Consider the following 14,519-nt stretch of genomic DNA (forward strand, 5'->3'; position numbering starts at 1 on the left):
TTGTGCGCCCCAACGCCAGGGGGCTCTCCCCGATTGCCTCGGCGCGCCGGACAGTCCACATTGCCGGCAGATACGGGGGGAGATCGCCATGCAGAATGCGCAAGCCTTCGCCGGCTACGACGCGTTCGACTTCGCCGCTGGGCCATGGACCCGCCGCGTCTGGCGCAAGGGCGTCGGGCCGGCGGTGATCGTCATGCACGAAATGCCCAACCTCCACCCCCAGGTGCTGCGCTTTGCCGATCGCGTGGCGGCACAGGGCATGACCGTCTACTGCCCCAGCCTGTTCGGCGAGGACGGGCGTAGCCCCAGCCGGGGCTACACCGTGCGCCAGATGATCTGGTCGATCTGCGTGCGGCGCGAATTCAATGTCTGGGCCAACGGCAGGTCCAGCCCGATCGTCGACTGGCTGCGCGCGCTGGCGCGCAAGGCGCACGCCGAGTGCGGCGGCCGCGGCGTGGGCGCGGTGGGCATGTGCTTCACCGGCGGCTTTGCGCTGGCGATGATGACCGAGCCTTCGGTCGTCGCACCAGTCCTGTCGCAACCCTCGCTGCCCCTCGGCCGCAAAGGCGCCGGCACGATCGACGCCAGCCCGGCCGAGATCGGCTGCGCGAAGAAGCGCATGGTCGAGGAGGACCTGACGATGATGGCGCTGCGCTTCCCCAGCGACGGCTACGTGCCCGACGCGCGGTTCGCGATGCTCAAGGAGACGTTCGGCGAACGCTGCGTCACCGTCGAACTCCCTGACCGCGACGCCAATCCCGACGCGCCGATCCCGCCGCACTCGGTGCTCACCTGGCACCTCGTCGACGAACCTGGCAGCGCGACCCGCAAGGTCGAGCAGGACGTCATCGCCTTCTTCAAGCGCCGCACCGCGCTCTGACCCGGGAGAGTGCCGATGTCGGCGCCGGAACGGATGGAATTGTCGCAAATCCGCCATCGGCTTTGCGCTAGGTCAAAAGGCGCGGCAGCGCGCGCGCTAGGCTGCCGGGCGGGGCGCGGAGGAACGACATGGCCAACGTGAACGGCACCAGCGGCATCGACAATCTCGTCGGAACGGCGCTCGACGACATCATCCTCGGCCTCGCCGGGCGCGACACGCTCCAGGGCCTCGCCGGCAACGACACCCTCGACGGCGGCAGCGGCGCCGACACGATGAGCGGCGGGCTCGGCAACGACATATATGTCGTCGACAACCTCGGCGACACCGTCACCGAAAACGCCGGGGAAGGAATCGACACCGTGCGGGCGAAAATCTCCTGGACGCTCGGCGCCAATATCGAGCGGCTGCTGCTGCTCGGCACCGCCGCCATCGACGGCACCGGAAACGATCTCGCCAACGCGCTCACCGGCAATGCCGCGGCGAACACGCTGTCGGGCCTTGGCGGCAACGACCTGCTCGACGGCAAGGCGGGCGCCGATACGCTGAAGGGCGGGCTCGGCGACGACACCTATGTCGTCGACAATGTCGGCGACAAGGTGATCGAGAACGCCGGCGAAGGGACCGACACCGTCAAGGCCAGCATCACCTTCACCCTCGCCGCCAATGTCGAGAAGCTGCTGCTGATCGGCACGGCCGCGATCGACGGGACCGGCAACGACCTCGCCAACGCGCTGACCGGCAATGCCGCGGCCAACGCACTCTCGGGGCTGGGCGGCAACGACCTGATCGACGGCGGCCTCGGCGCCGACACGATGCGCGGCGGGCTCGGCGACGATACCTTCGTGGTCGACAATGCCGGCGACACGGTGATCGAGAACCTCAACGAGGGCACCGACACGGTCCGGGCCTCGATCGGCTACACCCTTGCCGCCAATGTCGAGAAGCTGCTGCTGACCGGCACGAGCGCGATCGACGGCACCGGCAACGGCGGCAACAACACGCTCACCGGCAACGATGCCGCCAACGTGCTTTCGGGCCTTGCCGGCAACGACACGATCCTTGCAGGCGGCGGCAATGACCGGGTGATCGGCGGCGCCGGGCTCGACATCGTCACCGGCGGCGCGGGCGCCGACGTCTTCGTCTTCGCGCCCGGCGATTTCGCCAGCCGCACTTCGATCGGCGCCGACGAGATCGTCGACTTCACCAGCGGCGACAAGATCGACGTCAGCCAGATCGACGCGCTGGTCTCGGCAAGCGGCTACGGCCAGCCCGGCGACCAGGCGTTTCTGTTCATTTCGACCAACAAGTTCACCAACCACACCGGGCGCCAGCTGCGCTACGAGGTCTCGGGCGGCAACACCTACGTCTATGGCAACATGGACGGCGACACGACCGCCGACTGGTGCATCAAGATCGATGGGGTCCACACCCTCGCGTCGAGCGATTTCGTCCTGTGACCGCCTGCCGGAGCCATCGCCCCATGCGCACCTTCGCCCGCCGCAGCCTGCTCGCCCTTGCCGGTTCCGCTCTCGCCGGCCTCGCGCTCGCGCCGCTCGCAGCGCACGCCGCCGATGCCGCGCCGCCCGATCTCTCGCGCTATCGCGGCAAGGTCGTCTACCTCGATTTCTGGGCCTCGTGGTGCGGTCCGTGCAAGCTCTCGTTCCCGTGGATGCAGGGCCTCGCCGCGCGCTATCCGAACGACGTCGCGGTGGTGACGGTCAACCTCGACCGGCAGAAGCCGCAGGCCGACGCCTTCCTCAAGCAGGTCCACTCGACCCTTCCGGTGATCTACGACGCCCAGGGCGCGAGCGCGAAGGCATGGAAGGTTGCCGACATGCCGACCTCGCTGGTGTTCGACCGCAAGGGCGCGATGCGCTTCCGCCACCAGGGCTTCTTCCCGGGCAAGACCGGCGAATACGAAGCCCACGTCGCCACGCTGGTGCGCGAACACTGATCGCGCCCGTTCGAAGGGGAAAGGCCATGTCCGTCGATCGTCGTCTCGCGCTGCTCGCGCTGACCGCCGGCACGCTCGCGCTCGCCGCCTGCGCGCACGACGGCGCCGCGCCGCACCTCAAGCTCGGCGCGCGACCGTGGGAACGCGACGTGCTCGCGCGCAAGTCGATGCAGCTCGCGGTCGAACCGGCGCTGCTCGCCTTCGACGATCACACCTACTTCAGCAAGGAAGCCGCCGCCGGCGGGCGGGGGTTCGACGGCGGAGGCTGCGGGTGCAACTGAAGCCGGGCGGGATCGCTGCCACCATCGGCGCGCTCGCCGCCGGCCTCGTCGCCCTGCCCGCGGCCGCCCAGCAACAGCAGCAGGACGCACCATCCGTCGCCCCGGGCAATGCCTACGACCAGAGCGCCAGCGACGTCGACGCGCTCGTCGCCGACAGCGCGGTGCTATACTACCAGGAAGACGGCGGCCGCGTCCGAGCGGTCGAGGCCGAGACCGGGCTTGCCTGGACCGGCGCCGACGGCCTCGCCGTGTCGGGCCGCTTCACCTACGACAGCCTGACCGGCGCAACCCCCAACGGGGCGACGCGCGCGCGCTACGACCAGGACTTCATCGGACCGCTTCCCGCCGGCGGCCACCTGCCCGCCGCCGATACCCGCACCGGCGCCTCGGGCGCCTATACCGCGCCCGCCGGCACGCTCCCGGTCGACCCGCACTTCAAGGACCAGCGCAAGGCCGGCGACCTCGGCCTGACCCTGCCCGCGCGCGCCGGGTTCCGGCTCAGCCTCGGCGGCAATGCCTCGTGGGAGAGCGACTACACCTCGTGGTCGTGGCGCGTCGGCCTTGCCAAGGACCTGTTCGACAAGAACACCACGCTCTCGCTCGGCTACAACTATGAGCACGATGAATCGAAGCCGATCACCGGCATTCCCATGCCGCTCGGCAGCATGGGCGATCCTGCGATCGGCAAGCAGCGGATCAAGCGGGTCGACAGCCTCGTGCTCGGCATCACCCAGGTGCTGACGCCCGCGTGGCTGGTCCAGTTCAACTGGAGCACCGGCAACAGCCGCGGCTACCACACCGATCCCTACAAGCTCGTCACCCTGACCGACCGCGACAGCGGCGATCCGTTCTTCTACGTTTACGAAAGCCGCCCGCGCCGGCGCATCCGCAACAGCCTGTTCCTCGCCAGCAAGCTCGCGCTCGGCTCCTATGTCACCGACGCCACCGCGCGCTGGTATCACGACAGCTGGGGGATCACCGCCTGGACCTTCGGCCTGTCCGAACACCTCCCCGCAGGTCGCAGCGCCTACGTCGAGCCGCTGGTGCGCTACTACCACCAGAGCAAGGCCGACTTCTTCCGCAACTACCTGCTGCTCGACGAGCCGACCCCCACCTACGTCAGCGCCGACAGCCGCCTCGGCGCGTTCGGCGCCTGGACCTTCGGGCTGAAGGGCGGGGTGCACCTGTCCGATCGCGTCGAGCTCTACGGCTCGGCCCAGCGCTACGTGCAGAACGGCAAGCGCTTCTATCGCGACGCCCCCGGCACGATGGCCAAGGTCGATCTCTTCGCCGGCTCGCGATCGACCAGCCTCGTCGCGGGCCTGCGCTACCACTTGCGCTGAAAGGTCGAGTCCCGACGTGCCCGTCCACCACCACCGCTTTTCGGCGATGGCCAGCCCCTGCGAGATCCAGATCGAGTGCGACGACGGCGCGCTCGCCGTGCGCCTCGCCCGCACCGCCGAAGCCGAAGCGCGGCGGATCGAGGCCAAGTTCACCCGCTATCGCGACACCGGCGTGGTCTGGCAGATCAACAACGCAGGCGGCGCGGCGATCGCGCTCGACGCCGAGGCGGCCGGGCTGATCGACTATGCAGCGCAGCTCCACGCGCTGTCGGGCGGGCTGTTCGACGCGACCTCGGGCGTGCTGCGGCGCGCCTGGACCTTCGATGGTTCGGCCAATCTCCCCACGAGCGAACAGGTGGCGGCGCTGCTGCCGTTGGTCGGCTGGGACAAGGTGCGCTGGCGCGACGGCATGCTCGCCCTGCCGCCCGGCATGGAGATCGATCTCGGCGGCATCGCCAAGGAATATGCCGTCGACCGCGCCGCGCAGGTGATCCTGAACGGCGCGCAGCTGCCCGCGCTGGTCAACTTCGGCGGCGACTTGCGCACCACTGCGGCGAAGCGCGGCGGCCGCTGGAAGGTCGCGATCGAATCGGTCGATCCTGCCAGGGCCGCGGGCGGCGTGCTCGAATTCGCGGCGTCCGGCCTCGCCACCAGCGGCGATGCGCGGCGCTTCCTGCTCAAGGACGGGGTGCGCTACGGCCACATCCTCGATCCCCGCAGCGGCTGGCCGGTCGCCGACCCGCCGCGCTCGGTCACCGTCGCGGCGCGAACCTGCCTCGAGGCCGGCACGCTGGCCACGCTGGCGATGCTGCGCGGCCGCGATGCCGAAGCCTTCCTCGAAGCCGAAGGGGTACAGTTCTGGACCTTGCGCTGATGCGGCGGGCGCGAATCAGCGTGCAGTGCTGCCCTTGGCCGGAGCGGACTGGTCTTCGCGCAGTACCCAATGCCCGCGGCGAATACGCCTGATGGATTTTTCACAATGACGACAATGACCTACGAAGTCATCGCCATCCCACTCCACGGCACTGCGCCTCGGCGCATGGCGATTAACCAGGCATTTTATTCTTGCTAACATGATATGAATACCCCGGTGACGCGCCCAATCGGGCTCGCACGGGGAGCACTACTGCACCAAAATGGTGGTATTACGGTAGCCCCGATCTTGCGACCGGGCTCTTTATCATGCCGTTTCGAGCAGCGCCGCCGCCGTCACGATCAGGTCGTCGAGCGCCTTGTCCGACCGCCACCGGCGCCGTTCGGCCGACCCTTCGGCAAGCACGGCCTCACGCTCGGCGAGCAGCGCAGAGATGTAGCTGCCGAAGAAGCCGAAGCGCCGGCTCTGCGTTTCGCGCGGCAGGTGCGCTAGCAGGCGACGCAAGTGCGTCAGGCAGCGCTGGTAGCCGGCGTTGTACCGCCCGGCGAGCGTTCGGTCGATCAGCCCGGGATCGTAGAGCGCCAGCCGCATCAGGAAGCGGTTGAAGTACGAGCCGTGCTCCTCGTCCTCGTCGGCGAAGGCGACCGAGGGCACGATCACCGCCGCCACCGCTTCGCGCACGGTGTGCGGGCCGCCGGCTGCTTCCAGCTCGGCCAGGAATGCATGGCGCCGCGCCTCAATTCGCTGCGCCCCGTCGACCAGGATGCGCTCGACCAGCGCGTCCTTGGTGCCGAAGTGATAGGCGACCGCGCCCTGGTTGCGCTGCCCCGCCTCGCGCGCGATCTCGCGCACCGTCACCGCGCGGATTCCGCGCTCGGCGAACAACTTGCGCGCCGTCCTGAGCAGCAGGCGCGAGGTATCGCTCTCGCTCTCTTCGATAACCGGAACCGAATTGACTTGCACTGCGCCCGCCTGTAGTTAATCGTACAATTAAGTCAGGTGACTTAGATCACGGGGCGACCGCTAGACCAAAACGCGGCGCCGGGAAAGGATGACCATGAGCAAGCTGTTCGAGCCCTTCGAGGCGAAGGGTCTCACGTTCAAGAACCGCCTGATCCACGTTCCGACCACGCTCAACCTGTCGGACCCGCAGGGGTACGCCACGCGCCGCCTCGCCGCCGCCTACGGCTCGCTCGCCAAGGGGGGCTATGCCGCGACGATCGTCGGCGCGACCTGCGTGCGCCGCGATGGCCTGATCAACGAACGCATGCTCGGCCTCTACGACGAGGACTACGTCATCGAATTCCGCGACACCGTCACGGAGATCAAGAACAACGGCTCGCTCGCCGGCATCCAGCTGTTCTACGGCGGGCTCATCCCGGGCCTTGGCACCACCATCCCGCTCGAGGCCGGCAAGGGCTGGATCCCGGGCACCGTCGCCTGGGGCCCGAGCAACAAGTACGTGATCGGCAACCCCGAAAGCGGCGTCGTCCCCACCGAAGTCTATGACGATATCGTCGAAAGCTTTGCGCAGGCGGGGCGCCGCGCGAAGGAAGCCGGGTTCGATTTCCTCTCGTTCCACTTCTGCCACGGCTCGCTGCCGCACACCAACCTGTCGCTGCTCGCCAACCAAGGCCGCACCGACAAGTACGCCGACCGCTTCTACATGTGCGAGGCGATCATCGAGCGCACGCAGGAGCTGTGCGGCAAGGACTTCCCGCTCATTCCGCGCCTGTGCTGCGACGAGAACCTCGAGGGCGGCTACGACATCGAATACTTCGCCGAACACTATGCCCCGCGCCTCCATGCGCTCGGCATTTCGGTGCTCGACTGCACCTTCGGCTCGATGCTCGGCGCGCCCAGCCGGCGGGCGGACATCCATTCGACCGAGTTCATCGGCCCGTCGTTCTACACGCCCAAGGTCGTCAACAAGGACAACATCCTCAAGCTGCGCGCCGAACTGCAGAAGCGCGGCATCGACATGCCGCTGATCGGCTCGGCCAACCTCATCACCCCCGATCACCTGCGCACGATGGTCGACGAAGCCGGCGCCGACTTCGCCGGCGTCTGCCGCCTGTCGCTCGACGATCCCGATTTCCCCAACAAGATGATGCAGGGCCGCGAGGACGAGATCCGGCTGTCCACTCACACCGGCGCCTCGCTGCTCCAGGGCAACATCTTCGGCAAGGGCTGGGCAGGCTCCGCGCAGAACCCCGTGTTCGGGCGCGAGGACGAATACCGCATCGTGCCGACCAACCGCCCGAAGAAAGTCGTGGTCGTCGGCGGCGGCTCGGGCGGCATGGAATATGCGCTCACCGCCGACGAGATCGGCCATGAGGTCGTGCTGTTCGAAAAGGCGGCAACGCTCGGCGGGGCGATGGACTGGGCGGGCAACTACCCCGGCCTGCCCAACATGGAAATGCTGCGCTACCAGCCCAACTATCACCGCAAGATGATCGCCAAGTCGAAGGTCGACGTGCGCTGCGGCGTCGAGGCCGACATCGCGACGATCCTTGCCGAGAACCCCGACGTGGTCGTCATCGCCACCGGCGCGAAACCCGTTGCCGTCGACGTGCCGGGCCTCGCCGAAGCGCGCACCGGTGGCCTTGCACTGCGCATCGACGAGGCCATGCGCCGCGACGATCCGCCCGCGATCGGCAAGCGCGTCGTCGTGGTCGGCGCGGCCGAAGGCGCCGAACTTGCCATCGATTACAAGCTGCGCGGCCACGACGTCCGCCTTGTCGATGCGGCGCCAGCCTACGCGCCCGCCAACTACGTCGGCTCGCGCGTCTGGGCGATCATGGGCATGATGGCCTATGCCGGCCTTGCCGCCGAACCGGGCCTTGCGCTCAAGGCAATCGAGGGCAACGAAGCGGTGTTCGCCGGTGCCGACGGCGAGGTGCGGATCGAGGCCGACACCATCGTGATCTGCGCGGGCCGCGAAAAGGACAATGCGCTCGAACGCGCGTTCATGGGCAGGCCGGTCACCGTCCACGTCGTCGGCGATGCGCGCAGCCCGCGCTCCTACGCCAACGCGATCCATGAAGCGGCCTACCTGTCGCGGCAGGTGTCGTGATGGGCCGCCTCCAGGGCAAGGTCGCGCTCGTCACCGGCGGCTGCTCGGGGATCGGCCTCGGCATCGTCGAACGCTTCGTCGCCGAAGGGGCGCAGATCCTTGCAGCCGACCTGCAGGACGGCAAGGGCGCCGACCTCGTCGCGCGCTTTGCCGGCAAGGTCGCCTATCGCCATTGCGACGTGACGCAGGAGGCCGACATTGCCGCCGCCTGCGCCGCCGCGGCTGCCGAGTTCGGCGGGCTCGACATCCTCGTCAACAACGCCGGCGCGGGCGGCACTCCGGCGGGCTCCCTCGACATGACCGTCGACGGCTGGGACCAGACCCACGCGCTGCTGCTGCGCGCGCCGATGCTCGGCACCAAGCACGCAGCCCCGCTGATGATCGCGCGCGGCGGCGGGTCGGTGGTCAACATCGCCTCGATCGCCGGGCTCGAAGCCGGCTGGGGCCTTGCCTACGGCGTCGCCAAGGCGGGCGTCATCCACCTTTCCAAGCTGTCGGCGGCGGACCTCGCCGTCCACAACATCCGGGTCAACGCGATCTGCCCTGGCGTGATCGTGACGCCGATCTTCGGCATGACCCTGGGGCTCGACCGGGCCGCGGCGGACCAGATGACCGCCGCGCTGGTCGAAGGCGCGGCGCAGATGCAGCCCCTGCGCCGCGCCGGTTCCCCCACCGACATCGCCGGCGCCGCGCTGTTTCTGGCGAGCGAGGATTCCGCGTTCGTCACCGGCACGCACATCGTCGTCGATGGCGGCATCACCACCGGCCAGCGCATCGCCTGGAACCCCGAAGCGGTGCTCCCGCTCCATCTCGCCATGGCCGCGCACGCCCCCGCGCCGGAGGACGCGGCATGACCGTTTCCGAGCTGGTCCGCCCGCTGCTGCCGATCATCGCGCCGAACGACGGGCACCCCTACGTCGCCGGCAGCCGCTGCACCGAATGCGGCCACACCTACGTCGGCGCGCGCGATGTCTGCGCCAAGTGCACCGCGCGCGACCGGATGGAGGCCGTCCGCCTCGCCGAAACCGGCAAGGTCTGGGCCTGGACCGTGGTCCACCGCAGCTTCCCGGGCGTCGCCACCCCGTTCGTCGACGTGATCGTCGATCTCGACGATGGCGCGCACATCAAGGGCACGCTGGTCGATGTCGACCCGCAAGCCGTCACCCCGGACATGCCCGTGCGCATGGTCTTCCGCGAGGTGAACCCGGCGGGCGCGGACGGACCCTACCTCACCTACCTGTTCGTCCCCGCGTGAAGGAGCCAGCGGCATGAGCGACGTCTACGTTGTCGGCATCGACATGATCCGGTTCGGTCGCTTCCCCGACCGCACCGTCCCCGGCCTCGCCGCCGAAGCCGCGCTGCTCGCGCTCGACGACGCCGGGCTCTCGATCCGCGACATCCAGGCGCTCTATTGCGGCAACCTCGGCCAGGCGAACGGCATGGTCGGGCAGCGCATGCTGGCCGAGATCGGCCAGACCGGCATCCCGGTGGTCAACGTCGCCAACGCCTGCGCCACCGGCGCCACGGCGTTCCGCGATGCCTGGATCGCGATCAAGGCCGGGCTCTACGACACCGTGCTGGCCGTCGGGGTCGAGCAGATGGGCAAGGGCCTGCTCGGCGGCACCGGCGGCGGCCCTTCGCCCGAGGGTCTCGTCGGCTCGTACACCATGCCCGCGATGTTCGCGCAGATCGGCATCGAGCACGCCCGCAAGTACGGCACGACCTTCGAGCAGTTCGCGCGAGTTTCGGTGAAGAACCACCACCACTCCACGCTCAATCCCAAGTCGATGTACCGCAAGGAAACGCCGCTCGAGGAAGTGATGGGCGCGGAGATGATCGCGTACCCCAACACCAAGTTGATGTGCTCGGTGAACGTCGACGGCTCGGCCGCGGCGGTGCTGATGGCGGAGGAGAAAGTCCGCCGCCTTGGCCTGATGGACCGCGCCGTGCGCATCCGCGCCTCGGAGATGAGCTCGAACCCCTTTGCCGAACGGCAGATGGCGATGCCCGATTTCAGCGCCGCGACGCGCCTCGCCGCCAAGTCGGCCTACGAGCGCGCCGGCATCGGCCCGGACGACGTAAACCTGGTTGAACTGCACGATTGCTTCGCCACCGCCGAACTCGTCCACTACGAAAACCTCGGCCTCTGCGCCGATGGCGAAGCGGGCCGGCTGATCGACGAAGGCGTCACCGCGCTTGGCGGCAAGGTTCCGGTCAACGTCTCGGGCGGCCTGCTGTCCAAGGGCCATCCGCTCGGCGCCACCGGCATCGCCAACATCTACGAAGTCGCCACCCACCTGCGCGGCAAGGCCGGTGCACGCCAGGTCGAAGGGGCCCGCATCGGTCTCACCCACGTCGTCGGCGGAGGACCCGGCATGGGCACCGCCTGCGCCATCCACGTGCTGGAGAAGGCATGATGCAGGATCTGAACGGCAAGGTCGTCGTCGTCACCGGCGGCGCTTCGGGCATCGGCTATGCGCTGGCCGAAGGCGCGCTCCATCGCGGCGCGAAAGTGGTGATCTCGGACATCCGCGAAGACACCCTCGGCGAGGCCGTCGCGACGCTCTCTGCCAAGGGCGACGTGCTCGGCTTGAAGGGCGACGTTGCGAAGTACGAGGACGTCGAAGCGCTGGCCCAGGCCGCCGTCGACCGCTTCGGCAAGGTCAACGTGCTGTTCAACAACGCCGGCGTCTTTGCCGCGGGCGTCACCTGGGAAGTCAGCCTCGACCAGTACGACTGGGTGATCGGCGTCAACCAGCGCTCGGTGATCCACGGCATCAAGGCCTTCGTGCCGCGCATGATCGCGCAAGGCGATGAATGCCACGTCGTCACGGTTTCCTCGGGCGCGGGCATCACGGTCAATCCGGGCTTCTGCTCCTATTCGATGACCAAGCACGCCGTCCTCGCGCTGACCGAAGCGCTCTGGCTCGACCTGCAGACGCAAGGCGTGCCCAACATCGGCGTCACCGTGGTCATGCCGGGCGTGGTCCAGTCGAAGATCATGTTCCCCGAAAAGACCTCGGGCGCGCTCGAAGGTGAAGTTGCCCAGCGCCTGTCGAACCCGGTTCTGGCGGCCGTCGAAGCATCGATGCGCGAAGCCGTCGACAACGGTCTGCCCCGCGCCGAGCTGGTCCGCATGGTCTACGACGCGATCGGGAACGGCGATCTCTACGTCCTGCCCAACTTCACCGACGAAGGCTCCCAGGCCATCGCGCAGGGCATCGCATTGGGCCGCGCCACCGCGCAGAACTGGTATCCCAACCTCATCGCCCCGCTGCTCGAAGGCATGAAGGAGGCCGCACAGTGACCGAATTTCTCCACCCTTCGCTCTACCCGGTCAACGCCGTCCTCAATGCGCTGGAACGCGATCGCAACAAGCCGATCGTCGAACTCGCGGGCGAACCGGCCTGGACCGGCGGCCAGATCCTCGACACCACCAGCCAGCTGACCCAGGCGCTGATCGCCGCCGGCATCGGCAACGGCACGCGCATCGCGTTGCTGGCCGGCAACTCGGTCGAGGTGCTGCTGCTGCACAACGCCATCGGCTATGCCGGCGGCTGCCTCGTCGCGATGCACCCGATGGGCTCGGCCGACGACCACCTCTTCGCCATCGAGGACGCGAACGTCGAAGTCCTGCTCTATGATCCGAAGAAGTTCGAGCGCCGCGCCGCCGAACTCGCCGCGCGCACCGACCGGCTCAAGGTCGTGCTCAGCCTCGGCCATGGCGAAAGCGGCCAGGACCTGCTCGCGCTCGCCCGCCAGTACACGCCGGGCCCGCTGGTGCCTCCGGTCATGGACCCGGGCACGATCACCCGCCTGTCCTATTCGGGCGGCACCACCGGCAAGCCTAAGGCGATCCCCGGCAACCCGCGCACCGGCGGCACCGCGCTGTCGATCATGATGAGCGAGTGGGAATGGCCGATCGAGCCGCGCGTCCTCGCGGTCGTGCCGCTGAGCCACGCCGGCGGTTCGCTGTTCGGCCCCACGCTCTTGAAGCACGGCACGATGGTCGTGCTCCCCGCCTTCGAACCCGGCGCCGTCCTCGCCGCGATCGAGAAGTACAGGATCACCTGCACCATGCTGGTGCCGACGATGATCTACGCGCTGCTCGATCACCCCGATTTCGACAAGTACGACCTCTCCAGCCTCGAAACGATCTTCTACGGCGCCTCGCTGATGAGCCCGGCGCGCCTCAAGGAAGGCATCGAGCGGCTGGGCAAGGTGTTCTTCCAGTTCTACGGCCAGGCCGAAGCGCCGATGACCGTCTCGGTCCTGCGCCGCAGCGAGCACGATCCCGACAACCCGCTGCGCCTCGCCTCGTGCGGCCGCCCTGTACCCTACATCGACGTCGCGCTGCTGGGCGACGACAACCAGCCGGTGCCCGATGGCGAACCGGGCGAGATCTGCGTGCGCGGGCCGCTCGTCATGGACGGCTACCTCGATCGCGAGGAGCAGAACCGCGAAACGCTTGCGGGCGGCTGGCTCCACACCGGCGACGTCGCGGTCAAAGACCCCGACGGCTTCCTGCGCATCGTCGATCGCAAGAAGGACATGATCGTCACCGGCGGCTTCAACGTCTTCCCCAGCGAAGTCGAAAACGTCATCGCCCAGCACCCCGCCGTGGCGCAGGTTTCGGTCTTCGGCATTGCGGACGAAAAGTGGGGCGAAGCGGTCTGGGCCGCCTGCGTGCTGCGCCCGGGCCAGACGGTCGAGGACGGCGAGCTGATCGCGCTGGTGCGCGAACACAAGGGGCCGGTCCAGGCGCCCAAGCGTGTCGTCTTCGTCGACGCCATCCCGCAGACGGCGGTGGGCAAGCCCGACAAGAAGGCCCTGCGCGCCACTTATGCGGCAGCGGTGGCGGCATGAGCCGGCACGACCTTATTATCGTGGGCGGCGGCCTTGCCGGCTCCGCCCTCGCCTCGGTCATGGCCCGTGCCGGCAGACAAGTGCTGCTGCTCGAAAAGTCGACGGTCTACGAAGACCGCGTGCGCGGCGAATGGATCGCGCCCTGGGGCGTTACCGAAGTCCGCCGCGTCGGCCTCTACGACACGCTGATGGCGGCGGGCGGCCACCACCTCACCAGCCACGTCACCTACGACGAAACCGTCGCCCCGGGCGAAGCCGAAGCCAAGGCCATCGACCTCGGCATCTTCGCGCCCGATGTGGCGGGGCCCTTGTGCCTGCGCCACCCGGTCCACTGCCAGACGCTGTTCGACAAGGCCGGCAGCGATGGCGCGACCACGCTGCGCGGGGTCGAGGTCAGGCAAGTTCAGCTCGGCGCCGATCCGTCCGTCACCTACGTCCACGACGGCGTGGAGCACACCGCCCACGCCCCGCTCGTCGTTGGCGCCGAAGGCCGCCAGTCGCTGGTGCGCAAGGCTTGCGGCCGCGCGCTGGTGCAGGACAAGCCTCACCACTGGTTCGCGGGACTGCTGGTCGATGGCGTCGAAGGCTGGAACGATACCCGCCAGGCGATCGGCACCGAGGACGACTTCGCCTTCCTCGCCTTCCCGCAAGGGGGAACGCGCATGCGCGTCTACGGCGGCTGGGCGCTCGACCAAGCCAAGCGCTTTGCCGGGGCAGACGGCGCGGACAAGTTCCTCGCCGCCTTCCGCATGAAGAGCGCGCCGCACAACGACGCCATTGCCGACGGCACCCCCGCCGGCCCGCTCTACGCCTATTACAACAACAGCTCGCTCGTCGATGCGCCGCACGCGCAAGGCGCGGTGCTGGTGGGCGATGCGGCCGGCTGGAACGACCCGATCCTCGGCCTCGGCCAGTCGATCACCTATCGCGACGTGCGCATGGTGAGCGACATCCTCAAGGATACGGCATCGGGCGCCGCGCCCGATTTCCGACCCTACGAGGAAGAGCGCCGCGAACGCATGCGCCGCCTGCGCTTTACCGCCTATATCCAGGCGACGCTCGACATGGAGTTCGACGAAAGGGCGCGCGCGCGCCGCCACCGCTATCACGAGCTGGGCGCGGTCGATCCCACCATCGGCATGCACGCCGCCGCGGTCCTCGCCGGGCCCGAGGCGCTGCCGCCCGAAGCCTTCACCCGCGAACACGCCGCGCGCGTGCTCGGCGAGGAACCTGCCTTCGCCTGAC

General features: G+C 68.6%; 14 protein-coding genes. 13 read left to right on the forward strand and 1 reads right to left on the reverse strand.

What is annotated here, in order from left to right:
• Positions 1–88 precede the first annotated feature (88 nt).
• The 6 genes from K3A85_RS01175 to K3A85_RS01200 all read left to right on the forward strand — a co-directional run bounded on the left by K3A85_RS01175 (position 89) and on the right by K3A85_RS01200 (position 5,332).
• Positions 89–880, forward strand: a complete 792-nt coding sequence (locus K3A85_RS01175) for a dienelactone hydrolase family protein (RefSeq protein WP_225204660.1) — start codon at positions 89–91, stop codon at positions 878–880.
• 128 nt (positions 881–1,008) lie between these two features.
• Complete coding sequence (locus K3A85_RS01180; RefSeq protein WP_225204661.1) at positions 1,009–2,337, forward strand: calcium-binding protein; 1,329 nt, start codon at positions 1,009–1,011, stop codon at positions 2,335–2,337.
• A gap of 23 nt (positions 2,338–2,360) precedes the next feature.
• Entirely contained in the window at positions 2,361–2,834 is a 474-nt protein-coding gene (locus K3A85_RS01185) for a TlpA disulfide reductase family protein (RefSeq protein WP_225204662.1), read from the forward strand.
• A gap of 26 nt (positions 2,835–2,860) precedes the next feature.
• Positions 2,861–3,115, forward strand: a complete 255-nt coding sequence (locus tag K3A85_RS01190; protein ID WP_225204663.1) for a DUF4266 domain-containing protein — start codon at positions 2,861–2,863, stop codon at positions 3,113–3,115.
• On the forward strand, positions 3,106–4,458 hold the full coding sequence (locus tag K3A85_RS01195; RefSeq protein ID WP_225204664.1) for a DUF3570 domain-containing protein: 1,353 nt from the start codon (positions 3,106–3,108) through the stop codon (positions 4,456–4,458). The genes K3A85_RS01190 and K3A85_RS01195 overlap by 10 nt, the downstream gene beginning before the upstream one ends.
• Positions 4,459–4,474: 16 nt before the next feature.
• A complete protein-coding gene (locus K3A85_RS01200) occupies positions 4,475–5,332 on the forward strand; it encodes an FAD:protein FMN transferase (protein ID WP_225204665.1) in 858 nt (285 codons plus the stop codon).
• Between the two features lie 306 nt (positions 5,333–5,638).
• Here the strand turns inward: K3A85_RS01200 and K3A85_RS01205 are convergent, their stop codons facing one another.
• The gene (locus K3A85_RS01205; RefSeq protein ID WP_225204666.1) at positions 5,639–6,295 is read right to left on the reverse strand and encodes a TetR family transcriptional regulator; all 657 of its coding nucleotides are present in this window, start codon (positions 6,293–6,295) and stop codon (positions 5,639–5,641) included.
• Between the two features lie 94 nt (positions 6,296–6,389).
• Here K3A85_RS01205 and K3A85_RS01210 point away from each other — a divergent pair, with 94 nt between their 5' ends.
• The 7 genes from K3A85_RS01210 to K3A85_RS01240 are packed head-to-tail and all read left to right on the forward strand — an operon-like array spanning position 6,390 to position 14,518.
• Positions 6,390–8,408 carry an oxidoreductase gene (locus tag K3A85_RS01210; RefSeq protein WP_225204667.1) on the forward strand — a complete coding sequence of 673 codons (2,019 nt, stop codon included), beginning with the start codon at positions 6,390–6,392 and terminating at the stop codon, positions 8,406–8,408.
• Positions 8,408–9,262: an SDR family NAD(P)-dependent oxidoreductase gene (locus K3A85_RS01215; protein ID WP_225204668.1), complete on the forward strand. Its 855-nt coding sequence runs from the start codon at positions 8,408–8,410 to the stop codon at positions 9,260–9,262. Before K3A85_RS01210 ends, K3A85_RS01215 begins: the two co-directional genes overlap by 1 nt.
• Positions 9,259–9,663 carry a Zn-ribbon domain-containing OB-fold protein gene (locus K3A85_RS01220; protein WP_225204669.1) on the forward strand — a complete coding sequence of 135 codons (405 nt, stop codon included), beginning with the start codon at positions 9,259–9,261 and terminating at the stop codon, positions 9,661–9,663. The genes K3A85_RS01215 and K3A85_RS01220 overlap by 4 nt, the downstream gene beginning before the upstream one ends.
• Before the next feature lie 13 nt (positions 9,664–9,676).
• A complete protein-coding gene (locus tag K3A85_RS01225) occupies positions 9,677–10,825 on the forward strand; it encodes a thiolase family protein (protein ID WP_225204670.1) in 1,149 nt (382 codons plus the stop codon).
• Complete coding sequence (locus tag K3A85_RS01230) at positions 10,822–11,715, forward strand: SDR family NAD(P)-dependent oxidoreductase (protein ID WP_225204671.1); 894 nt, start codon at positions 10,822–10,824, stop codon at positions 11,713–11,715. Before K3A85_RS01225 ends, K3A85_RS01230 begins: the two co-directional genes overlap by 4 nt.
• Positions 11,712–13,274, forward strand: a complete 1,563-nt coding sequence (locus K3A85_RS01235) for an AMP-binding protein (RefSeq protein ID WP_225204672.1) — start codon at positions 11,712–11,714, stop codon at positions 13,272–13,274. Before K3A85_RS01230 ends, K3A85_RS01235 begins: the two co-directional genes overlap by 4 nt.
• On the forward strand, positions 13,271–14,518 hold the full coding sequence (locus tag K3A85_RS01240) for an FAD-dependent oxidoreductase (protein ID WP_225204673.1): 1,248 nt from the start codon (positions 13,271–13,273) through the stop codon (positions 14,516–14,518). Before K3A85_RS01235 ends, K3A85_RS01240 begins: the two co-directional genes overlap by 4 nt.
• Position 14,519 lies beyond the last annotated feature (1 nt).

The organism is Novosphingobium huizhouense (assembly GCF_020179475.1).
Classification (GTDB): domain Bacteria; phylum Pseudomonadota; class Alphaproteobacteria; order Sphingomonadales; family Sphingomonadaceae; genus Novosphingobium; species Novosphingobium huizhouense.